Source organism: Streptomyces sp. NBC_01176, assembly GCF_045039825.1.
Lineage (GTDB): Bacteria > Actinomycetota > Actinomycetes > Streptomycetales > Streptomycetaceae > Streptomyces.
Genome location: NZ_CP108600.1, coordinates 1354054 through 1373857, shown reverse-complemented (window position 1 = coordinate 1373857; position 19804 = coordinate 1354054). Strand labels below are relative to the sequence as shown.

Annotated in this window: 18 protein-coding genes and 1 pseudogene; 11 read left to right on the top strand and 8 right to left on the bottom strand. The window is 70.9% G+C overall.

What is annotated here, in order from left to right:
* Nucleotides 1–33 precede the first annotated feature (33 nt).
* Nucleotides 34–2022, top strand: a complete 1989-nt coding sequence (locus tag OG199_RS05745) for a translation factor GTPase family protein (protein WP_356801112.1) — start codon at nt 34–36, stop codon at nt 2020–2022.
* A gap of 242 nt (nt 2023–2264) precedes the next feature.
* Here OG199_RS05745 and OG199_RS05740 read toward each other — a convergent pair whose 3' ends face one another.
* Complete coding sequence (locus OG199_RS05740; RefSeq protein WP_405828353.1) at nt 2265–2936, bottom strand: formylglycine-generating enzyme family protein; 672 nt, start codon at nt 2934–2936, stop codon at nt 2265–2267.
* Nucleotides 2937–3102: 166 nt separating this feature from the next.
* Entirely contained in the window at nt 3103–3453 is a 351-nt protein-coding gene (locus OG199_RS05735; protein ID WP_356801110.1) for a VOC family protein, read from the bottom strand.
* Between the two features lie 178 nt (nt 3454–3631).
* Between OG199_RS05735 and OG199_RS05730 the strand changes: the two genes are divergently transcribed.
* From OG199_RS05730 to glpK, 3 genes are all read left to right on the top strand, one after another.
* The gene (locus OG199_RS05730; protein WP_405828351.1) at nt 3632–5521 is read left to right on the top strand and encodes an endoglycosylceramidase; all 1890 of its coding nucleotides are present in this window, start codon (nt 3632–3634) and stop codon (nt 5519–5521) included.
* A 162-nt stretch (nt 5522–5683) separates the two neighbouring features.
* Nucleotides 5684–6529, top strand: a complete 846-nt coding sequence (locus OG199_RS05725) for an MIP/aquaporin family protein (protein ID WP_356801108.1) — start codon at nt 5684–5686, stop codon at nt 6527–6529.
* Nucleotides 6530–6552: 23 nt separating this feature from the next.
* Nucleotides 6553–8070: a glycerol kinase GlpK gene (gene glpK, locus OG199_RS05720; RefSeq protein ID WP_405828348.1), complete on the top strand. Its 1518-nt coding sequence runs from the start codon at nt 6553–6555 to the stop codon at nt 8068–8070.
* Nucleotides 8071–8122: 52 nt separating this feature from the next.
* Here glpK and OG199_RS05715 read toward each other — a convergent pair whose 3' ends face one another.
* Together OG199_RS05715 and ctaD are read right to left on the bottom strand one after the other, a co-directional pair.
* Nucleotides 8123–8473, bottom strand: coding sequence for a hypothetical protein (locus tag OG199_RS05715; protein ID WP_356801106.1), 351 nt, complete (start codon nt 8471–8473; stop codon nt 8123–8125).
* Nucleotides 8470–10155, bottom strand: coding sequence for a cytochrome c oxidase subunit I (gene ctaD, locus OG199_RS05710; protein ID WP_405828346.1), 1686 nt, complete (start codon nt 10153–10155; stop codon nt 8470–8472). The genes OG199_RS05715 and ctaD overlap by 4 nt, the downstream gene beginning before the upstream one ends.
* Nucleotides 10156–10260: 105 nt before the next feature.
* On the opposite strand from ctaD, the gene OG199_RS05705 reads away from it, so the two are divergent.
* A complete protein-coding gene (locus OG199_RS05705) occupies nt 10261–10824 on the top strand; it encodes an RNA polymerase sigma factor (RefSeq protein ID WP_401809033.1) in 564 nt (187 codons plus the stop codon).
* On the top strand, nt 10817–11788 hold the full coding sequence (locus OG199_RS05700) for a CU044_5270 family protein (RefSeq protein WP_405828344.1): 972 nt from the start codon (nt 10817–10819) through the stop codon (nt 11786–11788). Before OG199_RS05705 ends, OG199_RS05700 begins: the two co-directional genes overlap by 8 nt.
* A gap of 183 nt (nt 11789–11971) precedes the next feature.
* On the opposite strand, the gene OG199_RS05695 is transcribed toward OG199_RS05700, so the two are convergent.
* On the bottom strand, nt 11972–12910 hold the full coding sequence (locus OG199_RS05695; RefSeq protein ID WP_405828342.1) for a hypothetical protein: 939 nt from the start codon (nt 12908–12910) through the stop codon (nt 11972–11974).
* A 59-nt stretch (nt 12911–12969) separates the two neighbouring features.
* Between OG199_RS05695 and OG199_RS05690 the strand changes: the two genes are divergently transcribed.
* Complete coding sequence (locus tag OG199_RS05690; RefSeq protein ID WP_356804651.1) at nt 12970–13509, top strand: MarR family transcriptional regulator; 540 nt, start codon at nt 12970–12972, stop codon at nt 13507–13509.
* Nucleotides 13510–13572: 63 nt separating this feature from the next.
* On the opposite strand, the gene OG199_RS05685 is transcribed toward OG199_RS05690, so the two are convergent.
* The gene (locus OG199_RS05685) at nt 13573–13938 is read right to left on the bottom strand and encodes a nuclear transport factor 2 family protein (protein WP_356804649.1); all 366 of its coding nucleotides are present in this window, start codon (nt 13936–13938) and stop codon (nt 13573–13575) included.
* Between the two features lie 174 nt (nt 13939–14112).
* Between OG199_RS05685 and OG199_RS05680 the strand changes: the two genes are divergently transcribed.
* A complete protein-coding gene (locus tag OG199_RS05680; protein WP_356804647.1) occupies nt 14113–14409 on the top strand; it encodes a hypothetical protein in 297 nt (98 codons plus the stop codon).
* A 127-nt stretch (nt 14410–14536) separates the two neighbouring features.
* On the opposite strand, the gene OG199_RS05675 is transcribed toward OG199_RS05680, so the two are convergent.
* Nucleotides 14537–16291: an ABC transporter ATP-binding protein gene (locus OG199_RS05675; RefSeq protein ID WP_405828340.1), complete on the bottom strand. Its 1755-nt coding sequence runs from the start codon at nt 16289–16291 to the stop codon at nt 14537–14539.
* Between the two features lie 331 nt (nt 16292–16622).
* Here OG199_RS05675 and OG199_RS05670 point away from each other — a divergent pair, with 331 nt between their 5' ends.
* From OG199_RS05670 to OG199_RS05660, 3 genes are all read left to right on the top strand, one after another.
* Entirely contained in the window at nt 16623–17708 is a 1086-nt protein-coding gene (locus OG199_RS05670; protein WP_356804643.1) for an S-(hydroxymethyl)mycothiol dehydrogenase, read from the top strand.
* A complete protein-coding gene (locus OG199_RS05665) occupies nt 17708–18337 on the top strand; it encodes an MBL fold metallo-hydrolase (RefSeq protein ID WP_266705323.1) in 630 nt (209 codons plus the stop codon). Before OG199_RS05670 ends, OG199_RS05665 begins: the two co-directional genes overlap by 1 nt.
* 132 nt (nt 18338–18469) lie before the next feature.
* Nucleotides 18470–19420: an SDR family oxidoreductase gene (locus OG199_RS05660; protein WP_405828337.1), complete on the top strand. Its 951-nt coding sequence runs from the start codon at nt 18470–18472 to the stop codon at nt 19418–19420.
* A 152-nt stretch (nt 19421–19572) separates the two neighbouring features.
* Here OG199_RS05660 and OG199_RS05655 read toward each other — a convergent pair.
* Nucleotides 19573–19789: pseudogene (locus tag OG199_RS05655) on the bottom strand (hypothetical protein); the annotation flags it as partial.
* Nucleotides 19790–19804: the final 15 nt, after the last annotated feature.

Here is a 19804-nt window from a genome sequence, read left to right as displayed (position 1 = left end):
GAATCACTCCCACTTCGAAGGACATGACGCCCGGTGCATATGCTCAACCTCGGAATCCTGGCGCACGTAGACGCCGGTAAGACAAGCCTGACCGAGCGCCTGCTGCACTCGGTCGGGGTCATCGACGAGATCGGCAGCGTCGACGACGGAAGCACCCAGACGGATTCCCTCGCGCTGGAGCGGCAGCGCGGTATCACCATCAAGTCCGCCGTCGTCTCCTTCGCGATCGACGACGACGTCACGGTCAATCTGATCGACACCCCCGGTCACCCCGACTTCATCGCGGAGGTGGAGCGGGTGCTGGCCGTGCTCGACGGCGCCGTGCTCGTGGTCTCGGCCGTGGAGGGCGTACAGGCGCAGACCCGGGTGCTGATGCGGACGTTGCGGCGGCTGCGGATCCCCACCCTCGTCTTCGTGAACAAGATCGACCGAGGAGGCGCGCGCGACGAGCGCGTTCTGGAGAACATCGCCGCGCGGCTCACCCCGGCGATCGTCCCGATGGGCGAGGTGAGCGGGGCGGGCACCCGGGACGCCCGCTTCAGCCGGTTCACCGCGGAGCGGCTCTGCGGGTCGCGGGCGGACCTGCTCGCCGAGCACGACGACGCGCTGCTGGCCGCGTACGTCGAAGGACGGGTCTCCCGCGACCGGTTCCGGGACGCCCTGGTGCGCCAGACCGGGCAGACGCTGGTGCACCCGGTGTTCTTCGGTTCGGCCATGACGGGCGCGGGCGTCGAGGAGCTGATCGCCGGGATCAGAGAGCTGCTGCCGCCGGCCGAGGGCGCGGCCGACGGCCCTGTCTCGGGCACCGTCTTCAAGGTGGAGCGCGGGCCGGCCGGGGAGAAGATCGCCTACGTCCGGCTGTTCTCCGGGACGCTGCGGACCCGCGACCGGCTGCGCCTGCGCGACGGCGAGGAGGCGAAGGTGACCGCGATCAGCGTGTTCGACCGTGGCGCGACGGTGCCCGAACCGGCCGTGACGGCGGGGCGGATCGGCAAGCTCTGGGGCCTCGGGGACATCCGTATCGGCGACACCATCGGCGTGGCGCGGAAGTCCTCGGACGACGAACTCCATTTCTCACCCCCGACCCTCGAAACCGTCGTCGTCCCCCGCCGTCCGGCCGACAGGGGCGCGCTCCACCTCGCGCTCACCCAACTGGCCGAACAGGACCCCCTGATCGACCTGCGCCAGGACGAGGTGCGCAAGCAGGTCTCCGTGTCGCTCTACGGCGAGGTGCAGAAGGAGGTCGTCCAGGCGACCCTGGCCGACGAGTTCGGCATCGAGGTCCTGTTCCGGGAGACGACACCGCTGTGCGTCGAGCGGCCGGTCGGCAGCGGCGCGGCGGTCGAGTTCAACGGAAAGGACCCGAACCCCTTCCTCGCGACCGTCGGGCTGCGCATCGATCCGGCGCCCGCCGGTTCCGGTGTGGAATTCCGTCTGGAGGTCGAACTCGGGGCGATGCCGTACGCGTTCTTCAAGGCGGTCGAGGACACCGTGGGGGAGACCCTGACCCAGGGGATCCACGGCTGGCAGGTCACCGACTGCACGGTCACGATGACCCACTCCGGCTATTCACCCCGGCAGAGCCACGCCCATCAGGGCTTCGACAAGAGCATGTCCAGCACGGGGGCCGACTTCCGGGGCCTGACCCCGCTGGTGGTGATGGACGCGCTGCGTGCGGCCGGTACCCGGGTGTACGAGCCGATGCACCGGTTCCGGCTGGAGGCTCCCACCGACACGCTGGGGGCGGTGCTCCCCCTGCTGGTGAGGCAGCACGCCGTGCCGGCGACCACCGAGATGCGGGGAACCGTGTGCGTGCTGGAGGGCCGGATCCCGGTCGCCCGGGTCCATGAGCTGCAGCAGCGGCTGCCGGGCCTGACCCGCGGTGAGGGCGAACTGGAATGCGCCTTCGACCACTACGCGCCGGTCGTCAGGGGCGCGGTCCCGGACCGGCCGCGAACCGACCTCAACCCGCTCGACCGGAAGGAGTACCTGCTGAACGTGACGCGAAGGGTCGGCGCGTGACGTGACGTGGCGTGACACGGCGCGCCGCGTGACGGGACGGGACCCACCAGGACGGGACCCGACCGGCCGGCACCCGACACAGGACGGCACGGACCGGCCAGCGAGTGACAGGACATGCCCTGTCTCCGTCGGTCCGGTCCGTGTCTCCGGTGAGCGGGCCCGATCCACTCGATGTCCCGGACGACCGAGCCCCGGTCGTGCGGTCGGTGGACACTGTGTCGGAGGACCGACGAGACCGGTCGTCACCGGTCGGAACGCGCGATGCGGAATCCGACGTCGTCGACCTGGAAGGTCGGGTGGCTGCGGCGCCGGGCGGAGGCCCGGCAACTCCAGTGCTCGTCGAACCAGCCACCGCCACGGAGTACCCGGTAGGTGCCGTAGACCTCGGGGTCGTAGACGTCCCAGCACCAGTCCCAGACATTGCCGAGCATGTCGTGGAACCCCCACGCGTTCGGGCGTTTGCCGCCCACGGAGTGGATGCGCTCGTGCGAGTTGCCGCGGTACCAGGCGATCTCGTCCAGCTCCCCGTATCGCGGACCCGCGGTACCCGCACGGCAGGCGTGCTCCCACTCGCCTTCGGTCGGCAGCCGGTACCCGTCGGCGGACTCGTCCCACTCGATGTCCTCGCCGTCGGCACGGAAGCGGTACGCGGAGGTGAACCCGTCGCGCTGGGACAGGGCATTGCAGAACCGCGCCGCGTCCCACCAGGAGACGCACTCCACGGGCGACTGGTCCCCACGGGCGGTGCTCGGCCGCCGGCCTGTGATCTGTGCGTAGAACGCCTGGGTGACCGGGAATGCCGCGAGCTGGTAGGGCGCGAGCTCGACCGACCAACTGCGCTGCGTCCGCCGGTCCGACAGCGTTGTCCGCCCCGGCGGGACAGTGATCATCTCGTTCCCCGTCACCACGTCCATGATCAGGAGATCCTAACGAGACCTGCCCGTGTGCGAGGGCAGAACCGAACCGGATGGGCCGGGACAGCCCCCGGCTTCCCACCTCCTCGCACCGGATCAGCGAGGATTCCCGGCGGCCGGGCGTCCCGACCGATCCGGTCGCCGCAGGTCACCGGGTGTCGTGGAGTCACAGGCTGTGGGCGATGGGGTGCCGCGGTTCGTACAGCGGGAGTTCGGCGCCGCTGGGGAGCCGGACTGCCGTCAGTCTGCCCCAGCGCTCTTCGCTGACCGGGCGGGTGATCTCGACCCCCTGCGCGCGGAACTCGCCGAGCTGGGCATCCAGGTCGTCGCACATCAGGAAGAACTCGTGCTGGGGCGGGCCGTCGGTCGGGTGCACGGCCACCTCGGCCGGGGGCAACTTGAAGATGAGCCAGCCGCCGCCCGCGTCGACGTCGGGAAAGCGGAGGACGTCACGGAGGAAGGCGCGGTCCGCCTCGGGGTCCTGGCTGTAGAGGACGACATGTGCACCGTTGATCACGGCTGGCTCCTGCCCGTCGACTGGTTCGCGGTCGTGTCCCCGGCATCCTGGCACGCTCAGGTCGGAGAAGACCTTCGGCTCAGCTCGACGACACGACGACACGACTGCTGGTCGCCCGGAGCTGATACTTACTCATGAGTCAGATGTATTGACCCCTTCTCGCACCCGCGCAATTGTTATGGACATGGCGAAGTTGCGTGCGCGTCTGCTCGGCGTCCTCGTACTCCTCACCGGCTTCCTCTCGGCGGCGGGCGCGCAACCCGCCGCTGCGGACGGACTTCCCGACTCCCTGTGGTTCGACGCGCCGGCCGCGGCCACCCTCACGGTCGCCGGCGGACACTTCACCGACGGTCTCGGCCGTGAGGTCGTCCTGCGCGGCTACAACGTCTCCGGCGAGACGAAGCTGGAGGAGAACAGCGGGCTCCCCTTCGCCTCGGTCGCCGACGCGAGGAAGTCGGCGACGGCCCTGCGCGCCCTCGGCGGCGGGAACTCCGTACGCTTCCTGTTCTCCTGGGCCCACGCCGAACCCGTACGCGGTCAGGTCGACGCGGCCTACCTCGCCGCGGCCACCGACCAGATGCGCGCCTTCCTGGACGCCGGAATCCGTGTGTACCCCGACTTCCACCAGGACCTCTACTCCCGGCACCTCTTCGAACCGGGCAGTTGGTACACCGGCGACGGCGCTCCCGCGTGGGCCGTGGACGCGGGGGACTACCCGGGTGAGTCGTGCGGGATCTGCCTCTTCTGGGGCCAGAACATCACCCAGAACGGGGCGGTGAAACAGGCGCAGTACGACTTCTGGCACAACGCCCACGGCCTCCAGGACGCCTTCCTGGCCACGGCCCAGGCCACCCTCGCCTACGTGGAACAGCACCTCACCACCGCCGAGTTCGCGGGCGTCGTCGGCTTCGACCCGTTCAACGAGCCGTACGCGGGCAGCTACGACTCGGGCCAGACCAGCCGCGGCTGGGAACGTGACCTGCTCTGGCCGTTCTACGTACGGTTCCGGGCCCGCATGGACGCGGCCGGCTGGCAGGACAAGCCCGCCTTCGTCGAACCGAACCTCTTCTGGAACGCCGGCATCGACTTCCAGAAGCAGGAGGGCGGCCTGCTCGACGCGGGTCCGCTGGGCCCCCGGTATGTGTTCAACACCCACTTCTACGACCAGAAGGCGATCTCCGGCATCCTGATGTGGGGCAAGGCGGGGGACGGCCAGTACGCCACCGACTTCTCCACGGTGCGCGACCGTGCCACGGCGGCGGGGACGACGGCGATCGTCAGCGAGTTCGGCCACCCGTTGTCGGGAACGGTCGCGGACAAGGCCCCGACGGTCCTCAAGGCGATGTACCAGGCTCTCGACTCCCGCCTGCCGGGGGCCGGTTGGTGGGCCCGGCCGACGGCCTCCGGGCCGGTCCTCTCCGGCACCCAGTGGCAGTGGGATCTCTACAGCGGCCGCCATCACGAGCTGATGAACGGTAACGCGAGCAAGGTCCGCACCTCCGGTGACGCCTGGAACGACGAGGACCTGTCCGCCGTAGGCCTCGACGACTCCGGAACGGCCGTCCTGCGCCAGGACGGCCGCCTCCTGGACCGGCTCTACCCCAGCGCGACCGCGGGCACCACGCTCGCCTTCACCTACGAGGACCGCTCCCGGGACGGCTCCACCACCCTGACCTGGAACCCGGTCCCGTCCACCCTGCCCCATGTCTCCCAGCTCGTGGGACCGGGCCGGTACGGCCTGCTGCTCTGGCGCTCGGACGGCGGCACCGCGCCCACGGAACTCCATCTTCCGGCGTCCTTCGCCACCTCGGCCACGACGGTGGTGTCCGACCTCGGTACGGCGTACTCCCCGCCCGCCTACACCACGAGCACGCCCATCGCCGTGACCCCCGAGCCGGGCGGCACCGGCACCCGCCGCCTGCTGCTCACCGCGCCGGGCGCCGCGGGGACCCCGCACTACGCGCTGGTCACGAACGGGGCCACGGCACCGTCCGCCGACCTGTTGAGCGCGGCCCGCTCCGAACTGACCTCATGGGCGGCGACGGCGGTCGGCCGGCCCGCCACCTGACGACACCCGTGGGGCGGCCCTGGTCCGTCGCCCTGCGAGGTGACCATCCGTGACGCCCGATATCTGCCTGTACATGCGGTTATCTCATGATCGACCTATGCTGATGTCGGAAAAGCTCGGGCAGTCGACGGCCGGTCATGAGCCGGCGGGAAGCGGGCTTGCATGACGGAGCGGTTCGACAGGCTGGGCCTGGTCGGCGAGATGGCCGCCGAATTCGTCGGCACCATGGTGCTGATCCTCTTCGGATCCGCCGTGGTGGCGCAGGTGGTCGCCGGCGGCGCGCTCACGACCCCACCGGGCGGACTCGGCGACCACGACAGCATCTCCTGGGCGTGGGGCATCGGAGTCACCATGGGTGTCTACGTCGCGGCCCGTCTCAGCGGCGCCCATCTGAACCCCGCGGTGACGGTGACGCTGGCCACGTTCAAGGGATTCCCCTGGCGCAAGGTGGCGCCGTACGCGCTCGCCCAGACGGTCGGCGCCTTCGTCGCGGCGCTCCTCGTGCGCTGGAACTACACCGAGGCACTGGCGAAGGCCGACCCCGGCCACACCTTCAAGACGCAGACGGTGTTCTCCACGCTGCCGGCCAACGGCAACCCGAACCTGCCGGTCCACGAGTGGGGCGCGTTTCGCGACCAGGTCATCGGCACCGCCCTGCTGCTGCTCCTGATCCTGGCCATCACGGACCTGCTCAACACACCCCCCGGCGCCAACCTGGGCGCGTTCATCACCGGTCTGGTCGTGGTCGGCATCGGTATGGCCTGGGGCACCAACGCGGGCTACGCCATCAACCCCGCGCGCGACTTCGGCCCCCGACTGGCCAGTTACCTCACCGGGTATCGCAGTGCGTGGCGGGACCAGTACGGAAACTTCTACTTCTGGGTGCCGATCGTCGGCCCGCTGGTCGGCGGTCTGCTCGGCGGGGCGCTGTACAAGGGCGTCGTCGGACGGTTCCTGCCCGCGGCGGAGCCGGAGCCCGCCGGCCGTGTCCCGGCCTCCGAGGGCTGACACCTACGCAGAAGGCGGCACCCATGGCTGACTTCGTCGGCGCCGTGGACCAGGGGACCACCAGTAGCCGGTTCATGATCTTCGACCATGCGGGCAACGAGGTGGCGAAGCACCAGCTGGAGCACACCCAGATCCTGCCGCGCTCCGGATGGGTCGAGCACGACCCGGTGGAGATCTGGGAGCGCACCGACTCGGTGATCCAGAACGCGCTGCGGAACGGGAACCTGTCCGCGAGCGACCTGGCGGCGATCGGCATCACCAACCAGCGCGAGACCACCGTCGTCTGGGACCCGCGCAATGGCCGCCCCTACTACAACGCGATCGTCTGGCAGGACACCCGCACCGACTCCATCGCCGCGGCCCTGGAACGATCGGGCCGGGGCGACGTCATCCGCCGCAAGGCGGGCCTGCCGCCGGCGACGTACTTCTCCGGCGGCAAGATCCAGTGGATCCTGGAGAACGTGGACGGCGTCCGCGAGGCGGCGGAAAGGGGCCACGCCGTCTTCGGCAACACGGACTGCTGGGTCCTGTGGAACCTCACCGGCGGCCCGCACGGAGGCATCCACGCCACCGACGTGACCAACGCCAGCCGCACCATGCTGATGGACCTGGAGACCCTCGACTGGGACGACGAACTGCTGGGATTCTTCGACATCCCGCGGAGGATGCTGCCCACCATCAACGCCTCGTCCCACCGCGAGGCGTACGGGGTGACAAGCACCTCCCGGCCCCTGCGGGCCGCCGTCCCCGTCACCGGGGTGCTCGGCGACCAGCAGGCGGCCACCGTCGGACAGGTCTGCTACGCGCCCGGCGAGGCCAAGAACACCTACGGCACCGGCAACTTCCTGGTCCTCAACACCGGTACGGAACCGGTCCGTTCGCAGCACGGCCTCCTCACCAACGTGGCCTACCGGTTCGGCGACAGTCCGGCGGTCTACGCCCTGGAGGGCTCCATCGCGGTCACCGGGTCCGCGGTGCAGTGGCTGCGCGACCAGATGAAGATCATCAAGAACGCGGCGGAGAGCGAGACGCTGGCCCGTACCGTCGAGGACAACGGAGGCGTGTACTTCGTCCCCGCCTTCTCGGGTCTGTTCGCCCCCTACTGGCGCTCCGACGCCCGCGGCGCCATCGTCGGCCTCGCCCGCTACAACGACAACGGTCATCTGGCCCGGGCCACCCTGGAAGCCATCTGCTACCAGAGCCGTGACGTCGTCGCGGCCATGGAACAGGACTCCGGAGTCCACCTCGACGTGCTCAAGGTCGACGGCGGGGTGACCGCCAACGACCTGTGCATGCAGATCCAGGCCGACGTCCTCGGCGTACCGGTCAGCCGCCCCGTCGTCGCCGAGACCACCGCGCTCGGCGCGGCCTACGCGGCGGGCCTGGCCACCGGCTTCTGGCAGAACACCGACGAACTGCGCACCCACTGGCAGGAGTCCAGACGCTGGGAACCCGAGTGGTCCGACGACCGGCGCGAGGAGGGGTACGCGGCATGGAAGAAGGCGGTGCAGCGGACCCTCGACTGGGCCGAGGTCGAATAGACCGCCCCGAGCCGCGCACCGCCCGCTTCTGCGGCACCGGCCGTCCCAGCGGTCAGCGCGCGCTCACCGAGGTGAGGGTCACCCAGGCCACGACGACCGCGCCGAGGAGGAACGCGGAGCACAGCCGCAGCCGCAGCGCGCGGTACGTCGCCTCGTACTCGGCCCGCAGCTCCCGGCCGCGCCGTGCCGTCCGTTCCCAGGAACGGCGCGTGAGCTCCAGGTAGTCGTCCACGTAGGACTCCTCCACCTCCTCCCGCTGGGTGTCCGTCAGCCATGCCAGCGACCGGGCGAAGCGAGCCGCCCGCGCCCGTCCCTCGGCCCGTGTGGCCTCGATGAGCAGATGGCCCTCCACCTCACTGATGAGGGCCCGCGGATCGAGCGGGCGGTCGTCCATGGCCGTCATCGCAGTTCCTCGCGCGTCGTCTCCAGCTGCGGACGGGCGGCGCCGATCTCCGGATGGTGGAGATCGAAGGCGGGGGATTCGCTGCGGATCCGCGGCAGGGTCAGGAAGTTGTGGCGCGGCGGCGGGCAGGACGTGGCCCACTCCAGTGAACGGCCGTACCCCCAGGGGTCGTCGACCTCGATCTTCTGGCCGTACTTGGCGGTCTTCCAGATGTTGTAGAAGAACGGCAGGAGGGAGCTGCCGAGCAGGAAGGAGAAGATGGTCGACACCGTGTTGAGGGTGGTCAGACCCTCCACCGCCAGGTAGTCGGGGATGCGGCGCTGCATGCCGCCCGCGCCCAGCCAGTGCTGCACCAGGAACGTGCCGTGGAAGCCCACGAACAGCGTCCAGAAGGTGATCTTGCCGAGCCGCTCGTCGAGCATCCTGCCCGTCATCTTCGGCCACCAGAAGTGGAAGCCCGAGAACATCGCGAACACGACCGTACCGAAGATCACGTAGTGGAAGTGCGCCACCACGAAGTAGCTGTCCGAGACGGGGAAGTCCATCGGCGGCGACGCGAGCATCACGCCCGTCAGACCGCCGAAGACGAAGGTGATGAGGAAGCCGGTGGCCCAGAGCATCGGGGTCTCGAAGGACAGCGAGCCCTTCCACATCGTTCCGATCCAGTTGAAGAACTTCACTCCGGTCGGTACGGCGATGAGGAACGTCATGAAGGAGAAGAACGGGAGCAGTACGCCACCGGTGACGTACATGTGGTGCGCCCACACGGTCACGGACAGACCGGCGATCGCGATGGTCGCGCCGATCAGGCCCATGTAACCGAACATCGGCTTGCGCGAGAACACCGGGATGACCTCGGAGATGATGCCGAAGAACGGCAGGGCGATGATGTACACCTCCGGATGCCCGAAGAACCAGAAGAGGTGCTGCCACAGCAACGCCCCTCCGTTCGACGCGTCGAAGACATGGGCGCCGAACTTGCGGTCCGCCTCCAGCGCGAACAGGGCCGCGGCCAGGACCGGGAAGGCCAGCAGCACCAGCACACCCGTGAGCAGCACGTTCCACACGAAGATCGGCATCCGGAACATCGTCATGCCGGGAGCGCGCATGCAGATGATCGTGGTGATGAAGTTGACCGCACCGAGGATCGTGCCGAAGCCGGAGAAGGCCAGACCCATGATCCACATGTCGGCGCCGACGCCCGGCGAACGCACCGCGTCCGACAGCGGCGCGTACGCGAACCAGCCGAAGTCCGCCGCGCCCTGCGGAGTGAGGAAGCCACCCACCGCGATCAGCGAGCCGAAGAGGTAGAGCCAGTACGCGAACATGTTCAGCCGCGGGAACGCCACGTCGGGCGCGCCGATCTGCAACGGCATGATCCAGTTCGCGAAGCCGGCGAACAGCGGCGTCGCGAACATCAGCAGCATGATCGTGCCGTGCATCGTGAACGCCTGGTTGAACTGCTCGTTCGACATGATCTGCAGTCCCGGCCGGGCCAGCTCGGCGCGCATCAGCAGCGCCATCACCCCGCCGATGCAGAAGAAGCCGAACGCCGTGACCAGATACAGCGTGCCGATCGTCTTGTGGTCCGTGGTGGTCAGCCACTTCACCGCGGCCTTTCCGGGACGACGCGGACGCCCGGGAACGGCTGCGGGCGGCGTCGTGACAGTGGTGCTCTCCATGCCCCGCCTGTGTCCGGCGCCGGGGCCACGGTCACACTGGAGGGAAGCGACGAGCGTCACACCCGCGGCTGTGACGTTCGCAGGACTGCCGGACACATACGGATCATGAGCAACGACGAGACCTTCGCCGCTGCCTATCGCGAGCACTACTGGGCGGTCAGCCGCTACGTGGCGAGGCGACTGGACGGCCGGAGCAGTGACGTGGAGGAGGTGGTGGCGGAGGTCTTCACCGTCGCCTGGCGGCGCCGGTCCGACCTTCCGCCGTCCCCGCTTCCCTGGCTCTACGGGGTGGCGCGCCACTGCCTGGCCAACGTCGTACGCGGCTACGGGCGGCGCCGCAGACTCCTGGACCGGCTCGGCAACGACGAGAGCGCGCACGGCAGACAGGTGGTCGAAAGCCCCGACTCCGGGTCGCCGGGCGACTGGGTGCACGAGGCACTGGCCCGGCTCTCACCGGCGGACCAGGAAATACTGCGCCTCACGGCCTGGGAGGAACTCGGCGTCGACGAGGTCGCCGTCGCCCTCGGCTGCGGCACCCGTGCCGCGGCGATGCGCCTGCACCGCGCCCGGCGCCGGCTCAGAGCCGAGATCGACCGTCCCCATCCCACCGTTGCCCCCGGCACCGCGACGCCCCGCCACGACACCCCGAAGGAGCACGGCCATGGCTGATGAACTCGACCTCCTGCGCCGCGCCAACCCGGTACCGTCCGACGACGGCCGCTTCCACGACCGGCCGCTCGACCAGCACGCCGAGCGCCGCCTCAACCGGCTGCTGCACAGCGGGCGCCCCCGCCGACTGCGCCGCTGGGCCCTGAGCGTCGGGTCCGCTGCCGCCGTCGGCGTGGTCGTCCTGACGGTTGTGCTGTCGGGCTCGGCGACCACGCCCGCGGTGGCCGAGCCCCGCCCCCTGCTGCTCGAGTCCGGCTCCACCCCCGTACCCCTGGACCGGATGGCCGAGCGGGCGGCGGCCGACCGCTCCCTCCGGCTGCGCCAGGGCACCCATGTGCAGACCTGGAGCCTCGGCATGACCTCGGGCCCCGGCGCCAGGCCGCCGGTCACACTGCCCGAGGAACGCGTGATCCGCTGGCGGGCCGACGGCACGCACACGGAACTCGTCGTGGCCACCGACCCCCGCCACCCGGGCAGGCCCGTCATCACCGGCGCGGACCCCGTCCCGCGCATCGTCGAGGACGGCCATGTCCTCAGCAGGCGGACCTACCCGCCCAGCTGGAGCGACGCCCCGCCCCTGGCGACCCCGCCGCACGACACCACCCGGCTGCGCGCCTACCTCGACGAACTCGACCGCACCGGCCCGCTGGGTACGCCCGAACTCCTCGACGGTGTGGCCGAGTTGTTGGACAACTGGACCCTCGGTTCGCGCGAGAACGCCGCACTGGTCCGCCTCCTGGCCGACGCGAAGGACCTGCGCCCGGCCGGCGCGGTCACCGACCGGCTGGGCCGCCCGGGACAGGCGTACGTGTACGACGACACCACGCACGACGTGCGCCGGATGCTGATCCTGGACCCGGCGACCGGCGCCGTACTCGGCCTGGAGGACACCGTCACGAAGGGCGACGCCGAGGTCGGCGTCCGGGCCGGGGACGTGATGTCGTACAGCGCGTGGATGCGCTGAGCGCACACCTCGGCCGCCGGGTCGGCGGGCGGCGCCCGTGGCGGTCCGCGCCGGCGGCACGGCGACGACGGCGATCGTCGTCGGGCCGACGCCGCCCGGCACCGGCATGATCAGCGAGGCCCGATGCACGGCACGGACTCGAAGCCGACGTCCCCGGAGTCGCGGCCACCGTCGCCGGTCTGATCAGTCGCTGTGCTCGCCGGCCGTGGGCGGTGCCGTCGGGTCGGCCCCGTCCAGGAACGCCTCCGCCTGCGCCGCGACGCTCACGGCGCCGACGGCCCGTGCCCAGCGGGCGACCTCACGGGCCAGCGCCGCGGCCCCGGCGTCGTCACCCGCGTCGCGGGCCAGGACCGCCAGGAGCAGTTGCTGCGAGAGGGTGCCGGGGACGGTTCCGGCCCGGGCGCCGAGCTCGGTCGCCCGGGTCCAGCGTTCCCGTGCCCGTACGGGGTCACCGGTGTCGTGATCGTGATCGCCGAGGTGTCGCAGCGCCTCGCGGGACAGAAGGTCGTCGCCGAACTCGCCGGCGCGCAGGGCCGCTTCGTAGTGCGAGGGCGCGAAGTCCCGCTCGGCGAAGAGGTTGTCGGCGATGAGACCCAGGTACATCTCCGCCCATCCGCGGCGGACACTGTCCGGGGCCCGGTCCCGCAGACCCACGGCGAAGCCGCGCAGCGAGGTGAGGACGGCCGGGTCCTTGCCGTCGGGGCCGAGCCGGAACACGCCGTCGACGTACAGCTGTTGCCGGTAGCCGTGACGCAGCCGCAGGAAGTCCAGGTCCCAGCGACTGTGGAGGGGCGACGCGCCTGCGATGACCTCGGTGGGCTCCGCGACCGACGTTCCGGCCACCCCTTCGGCCGCGTCTCTTGTGGTGTCCTCGAAGACTCTCTCGGCGGCCGCGAGCCTGGCCGCCGCCAGAGCGGTCCCGCCGAACCAGTCGCTCTCCAGGGCGACTTCGGCGGCGGCGACCGCGAGCCGGACGCGGGCCCGCGCATCGGTCACCTCGGCGCGGTCCAGTAGGGCCGTCGCACGCTCCCATCGCCCTGCGATCCTCAACTCACGTGCGGCTGCGAGGAGTTCGTCGGTCGACACGACCGCTCCGACGGCGTTGCTCGTGGTGTTCGTCATGGCGACGACGGTAGTAATCAGAAAAACTATCCACAAGAAAACCACTTTCGGAGGTGGGCGTGGGGGAGCACACGGGGCGGCAGTCCTCGAACGGGGACTCCGTCGACCGGCACGTGGCGCTCTGGTCGAAGGAACTCGACTGGATGGACCCGGTCAAGGAGGCGATCTTCGCCCGGCTCGCGATCCTGGCCCGGCACGCCGCGCAGGCCCGCCGGGACACCCTCGACTCGGACGGACTGCGGCACTGGCAGTTCAAGGTGCTCCTGATGCTGCGCAGGGCCGGCCCGCCGTACGCGGCGAGCCCGTCGCACCTCGCCGACCTGCTCGGGCTGACCCGCGGCGCCCTTTCGGCGCGGCTCGCCCCCCTGGAGGAGGCGGGACTGATCACCCGTACGCACGAGGCGGCCGACCGACGGCGGGTGGAGGTACGGCTCACCGACGCCGGATACGCCGCGTTCGAACAGCACGCGGTGTCGGAGGACGAGGGTGAGAACGCGCTGCTCGCAGTGCTGACCGCAGCAGAGAAGCGGACACTCGCAGACCTGCTGCGGAAACTGGTCGTGGCCGCCGAGTCCGGGGCGACCGCGACCGCCCCATAGCCACCTTGGCCGAGAAGGTCCAGGTCAGACGGGAGGACACCTGGACCTTCGGCCAGTTCCTCCCTACTCGTCCCATGCCTGAAGCAGCGTGTGTTCGACGATCTTGCCGTCCCGCAGCGACATCATCGAGCTGGCCAGAACCCGCACGCCGTCCGGGTAGAGGCAGGACTCGGTGAAGGCGACGTGGTCGCCCTGGATGACACACTGTTCGAGCTTGTGGATCATGTCCCGGCTGTAGACGTCGTTCAGCATGTCGGCGATCTCGCCACGACCGTGTTTCACCATCGGGTGACTGGGCTGCGTGTTGCGGTCGACGATCCGAATCTCCGCGTCGTCCGCGTACAGCGCAAGCATGTCCGCCGGGTCGTGTCCTTCGATTCCGCGCCGCAGCGCTTCCGTGTCGAAGGCGGGGCCTGCCCTGGTGCCCATGAAATGACCTCCTCGAAAGGCCGCGGCCCGGTAAGGAGCGGGCCGCGAGGGGCCTCTCCTCCGAGACTCCTCCGCCGCACAGCTCACGGCAAGCCCAGCCCGCACGATGAGCCTCTCGGGTGAGCGGCGGGGTCCGGCCGTGACCGGGCGGGGTCCGGTGCCGTTGCTGAGGGCATGATCTCAACACGACGTATGGTCGCCGCCGTTGGTCTCGCCGTCGGTGTCACGGGCCTCGCCGCGCCGATGGCCTCCGCGGCCGCCCCCGAGGCCCCGGACGCGGGACGGCTGAACCCGATCACCCAGCTCGACACGCTCGCGACGAGCGGCCTCCCGGCCGAGCAGCAGAACGCCATCCCGCGGATCTCCAACCAGCTGGCCGGGCTCAACCACCTGAACGACCTGAACCAGCTGCACCAGCTCACCGACCTGGCCGCCCCCGTCACCGGGTTGCTCCCGGGCATCGAGGCCTGAGCGGTCGGCCGAGCCCCGCACACCCTGCCCCCGGCACGCGTGCCGGGGGCAGGGTCGCGCCCGCCCCCTGTTCGCCCGGTGAAGGGGTCTGCGTTCTGCGGGCGCGCCGGCATGACGGCGCGGAGCCTCAGCCCGCCGTGGCGAGGAACTGTGTGGCGGCCAGCTCCGCGTAGAGGGGGTCTCCCGCCACAAGTTCCCGGTGGGTTCCCACGGCGCGCACCCGGCCCGCGTCCATGACGACGATGCGGTCGGCCATCGTGACGGTGGACAGCCGGTGCGCGACGACGAGCACCGTGGTCGTCCGCGCGACATCGGCGACCGTGTCCCGCAGCGCGGCCTCGTTCACGGCGTCGAGCTGCGAGGTCGCCTCGTCGAGGAGCAGCAGGCGGGGGCGGCGCAGCAGGGCGCGGCCGATCGCGACACGCTGGCGTTCACCCCCCGACAGCTTGGTGCCACGGTGCCCGACCAGCGTGTCGAGACCACGCGGCAGCCGGGCCACCAGCCCGTCCAGACGCGTCGTCCTCACCACCCGGGTCACCTCCGCCTCGTCGGCCTCCGGGTTGCCCAGCAGCAGGTTGTCCCGCAGGGAACCCGACAGGACCGGGGCGTCCTGCTCCACGTATCCGATGGCGGACCTGAGCTGCGACAGGTTCCAGTCCTCCAGCGGACGGCCGTCCACCGTGATGACGCCGGCCTCGGGGTCGTAGAACCGCTCGATGAGGGAGAACACGGTGGTCTTGCCCGCGCCCGAGGGGCCGACGAAGGCCGTCATCCCGCGGGCAGGCACGGCGAACGTCACGCCGTGATGGACGTACTGCAGATCGTCGGCGTACCGGAAGCGGACGTCGTCGAAGGCGAGCGAGGCGGGCGCGGAGCCGGGCGTCGGCAGGGGCACGGGAAGCGCGGCCGGGTCCGCGGGCAGCCGCAGCGCCTCCTGGATCCGGGCGAGCGCCGCGGCGCCGGTCTGGTACTGCGTGATCGCGCCGACGACCTGCTGGATCGGCGACATGAGGTAGAAGACGTAGAGAAGGAAGGCGACCAGGGTGCCGACGCCGATGGCGCCGGTCGCCACCCGGGCGCCACCCACCGCGAGCACCGTGATGAAGGCGATCTGCATCGCGAGCCCCGCCGTGTTGCCCGCAGCCGCCGACCACTTGGCGGCCCGCACGCTCTGCCGCCAGGACTCCTCGGCCGCCGCGTGGATGGTCTGCTCCTCGCGGTGCTCGGCCCCCGACGCCTTGATCGTGCGCAGTGCCCCGAGGATCCGCTCCAGCGCGGCGCCCATCACACCGACCGCGTCCTGCGCCTGCTTGCTGGCCCGGTTGATGCGCGGCACGATCAGGCCGAGCACCGTTCCCGCGCACAGGATCACCCCGAGGGTGACTCCGAGCAGCACCACGTCGACCAGCCCCATCATCACCACCGTCGCGACGAGGGTGAGGCCGCCGGTGCCGATGCCCACGAGCGAGTCGGTGGTGACCTCGCGCAGCAGTGTCGTGTCGGAGGTGATGCGGGCCATGAGGTCGCCGGGCTCGCTGCGGTCCACGGCCGGTATGCGCAGCCGCAGCAGATAGGACGACAGGGCGCGCCGCGCGCCGAGCACCACGGACTCGGCGGTGCGCCGCAGCACGTACGAACCCAGCGCGCCCACCGCAGCGTTGGTGACCACGAGCGCCGCCATGCCGAGCAGCGCCCGCCCGATGGGCCGGTCGTGCGACAGGTCGTCGATGAGCCCGCGTGCCACCAGTGGCAGCAGCAGACCGGTGCCACCGGTCGTCAGTGCCAGCAGGGCGCCCGCGAACAGCGCCCACCGGTGCGGGCGTACGTATCCGAGAAGCAGCCGCCAGGCGGGTGGTTCGGCTTGCGTCCCTGCGATGGTCACGGCGCTCCTTGCGGGAAGGGATGAGGATGCCTCAGGCTACGTCGGCGCCGGCACCGTACGGGCACCGGTCGGCCCCCCGTACACGGTGGACCGGCCACGCATCGGCGCCGCCCGGCGGGAGCCCCGCACCGGTGGGCGGGCGGCCGTCGAGCATACGGAACAGGGCGTCCGCCAGGCCCTGTTCGGCGCACGTCGTGACGCTCCCGCGGGACCGGCGGCGGCCGGCCCGGCACACGTCGACCGAGGCGACCGGAGACCACCTGGCCTGCTACCGGTCGGTCACACCGTAGGGTCGGTCGACGAACGTCGATCTACGGAAGGGTTCACCACCATGGCGCAGGAAGTACGTGGCGTGATCGCCCCGGGCAAGAACGAACCGGTGCGCGTGGAGACCATCGTCGTGCCTGATCCGGGGCCGGGAGAGGCCGTGGTGAAGATCCAGGCGTGCGGGGTCTGCCACACCGACCTGCACTACAAGCAGGGCGGCATCAACGACGACTTCCCGTTCCTGCTCGGCCACGAGGCCGCGGGCGTGGTGGAGTCGGTCGGCGACGGGGTCACGGACGTCGCACCCGGCGACTTCGTGATCCTCAACTGGCGGGCCGTGTGCGGGCAGTGCCGGGCCTGTCTGCGCGGGCGGCCCTGGTACTGCTTCAACACCCACAACGCCAAGCAGAAGATGACCCTCACGGACGGCACCGAGCTGTCCCCGGCCCTGGGTATCGGCGCCTTCGCCGAGAAGACCCTCGTCGCCGCCGGACAGTGCACCAAGGTCGACCCGGCCGTCTCCCCGGCGGTCGCCGGACTGCTCGGCTGCGGTGTGATGGCGGGGATCGGCGCCGCCATCAACACCGGCAACGTCGGCCGGGGCGACTCCGTGGCCGTCATCGGCTGCGGAGGCGTCGGCGACGCGGCGATCGCGGGGGCCCGGCTGGCCGGCGCCGCGAAGATCATCGCCGTCGACATCGACGACCGGAAGCTGACCACCGCCTCGAAGCTCGGCGCGACGCACACCGTCAACTCCAGCTCGACCGACCCCGTCGCGGCGATCCAGGAGCTGACCGGGGGCTTCGGCGCCGACGTCGTCATCGACGCGGTCGGCCGCCCCGAGACGTACAAGCAGGCGTTCTACGCCCGTGACCTCGCGGGCACGGTCGTCCTGGTGGGCGTCCCGACCCCGGAGATGAAGCTGGAGCTGCCGCTGCTCGACGTCTTCGGGCGCGGCGGAGCCCTCAAGTCGTCCTGGTACGGCGACTGCCTGCCGTCCCGCGACTTCCCGATGCTGATCGACCTGCACCTCCAGGGCCGCCTGGACCTGGAGGCGTTCGTGAGCGAGACGATCGCCCTGGACGAGATCGAGGCCGCCTTCGAGCGGATGCACCACGGCGACGTGCTGCGCTCGGTGGTGATGTTCTGATGACCGCGCGCATCGAACACCTCGTCACCTCGGGCACCTTCTCGCTCGACGGCGGCACCTGGGACGTCGACAACAACGTGTGGATCGTCGGGGACGACCACGAGGCGATCGTCATCGACGCCGCGCACGACGCCGACGCCATCGCCGAGGCGGTGGGCGACCGGCGGCTGCTGGCCATCGTGTGCACCCACGCCCACAACGACCACATCGACGCCGCGCCCGCCCTCGCCGAGCGCACCGGCGCCACGATCTGGCTCCACCCGGACGATCTGCCGCTGTGGAAGCAGACCCATCCCGACCGGCTGCCCGACGCCTGGCTGCAGGACGGGCAGGTGATCGAGGCGGCAGGTGCCGATCTGACCGTCCTGCACACGCCCGGCCACGCCCCCGGCGCGGTCTGCCTCTACGACGCGGGGCTCGGCACCGTGTTCACCGGCGACACCCTCTTCCAGGGCGGTCCGGGCGCCACCGGTCGCTCCTACTCGGACTTCCCGACCATCGTCACGTCGATCCGCGAGCGTCTGCTCGGCCTGCCGGGCGACACCGTCGTTCGCACCGGGCACGGCGACTCGACCACCATCGGCGCCGAGGCGCCGCACCTGGAGGAGTGGATCGCGCGCGGCCACTGACGCAGACGCGCCCGAAACCTGACAGAAGATGTCCGGCTTCCACGTCACGCTCGTAGCGACCCATCGGTGAAGCCACCGTTGGGCACTACGCACCCGTACGGACGCAAGAACGTACGAACACGGAGGTCGGACATGTCAGGGCCGCTGGAAGGCAAGGTCGCACTGGTCGCGGGCGCCACCCGGGGAGCGGGACGGGGGATCGCCGTGGAACTCGGCGCGGCCGGCGCCACCGTCTACGTGACCGGGCGCAGCACCCGCGAACGGCGCTCGGAGTCCGACCGCCCCGAGACGATCGAGGACACCGCGGAGCTGGTGGACGCGGCGGGCGGCGTCGGTGTCGCCGTGCCCACCGACCACCTCGACCCCGTGCAGGTCGAGGCCCTGGTCGCACGCGTCGACGACGAACAGGGCCGGCTCGATGTCCTGGTCAACGACATCTGGGGCGGCGAGAAGCTCTTCGAGTGGGACGCCCCGGTCTGGGAGCACGACCTCGACAACGGACTGCGGCTGCTCCGGCTGGCCGTCGAGACGCACGCCGTCACCAGCCATCACGCGCTTCCCCTGCTGCTGCGCCACCCCGGCGGCCTCGTCGTCGAGATGACCGACGGCACCGCGGAGTACAACCGGGACACCTATCGCGTCTCCTTCTTCTACGACCTCGCCAAGGCGTCGGTCCTGCGCATGGCGTTCGCGCTGGGACACGAACTGGGCCCGCGCGGCGCCACCGCGGTCGCGCTCACCCCGGGGTGGCTGCGCTCCGAGCTCATGCTCGAGACCTTCGGCGTCACCGAGGAGAACTGGCGCGACGCGGCGGAGCGCGTGCCGCACTTCGGCATCTCCGAGACCCCGTTCTTCGTCGGCCGTGCCGTGGCCGCGCTGGCCACCGACCCGGACGTCGCGCGCTGGAACGGGCGGTCCCTCTCCAGCGGGCAGCTCGCCCGGGTGTACGGCTTCACCGACCGCGACGGCAGCCGCCCGGACGCATGGCGCTACATGGTCGAGGTCCAGGACGCGGACGGGACGGACGGGAGCGGCGACGGTGGCGGCCCCGACGCCCAGGCGGTCATCGAGACCTACCGCTGACACCCCCGCGCCTCGGCCCGCCCGGGCCACTCCGCGGACCCCGCCGTACGCCGCTGCTCCACGTCGGCGCGTACGTGCAGGGGCGCACGCCACCGGGCGGTCGGTCGACAAGGCCGGGTCCGCACGGACCGCCGCGTCGTACGCCTCGCGGCCGTTCCCGAGAGGGGCGGCTACCCGATAGGTCAGCGTGACCGTCCGCTCGAGACAGCGCGCGTGGTCGGCGTACACGGACGGCCGTCGCTCCTCCCACCGCTCCGTCTGCTCCCGGCGGAAGCGGGCCCGGTCGCCCCGCACGATCGCCGGATACGAGCCGGGGGCACCGATGACCACGCCTGTCAGCGCCGGGAGTTGTTGCCTGAACGCGGACATGGGCGCGCGGTATCT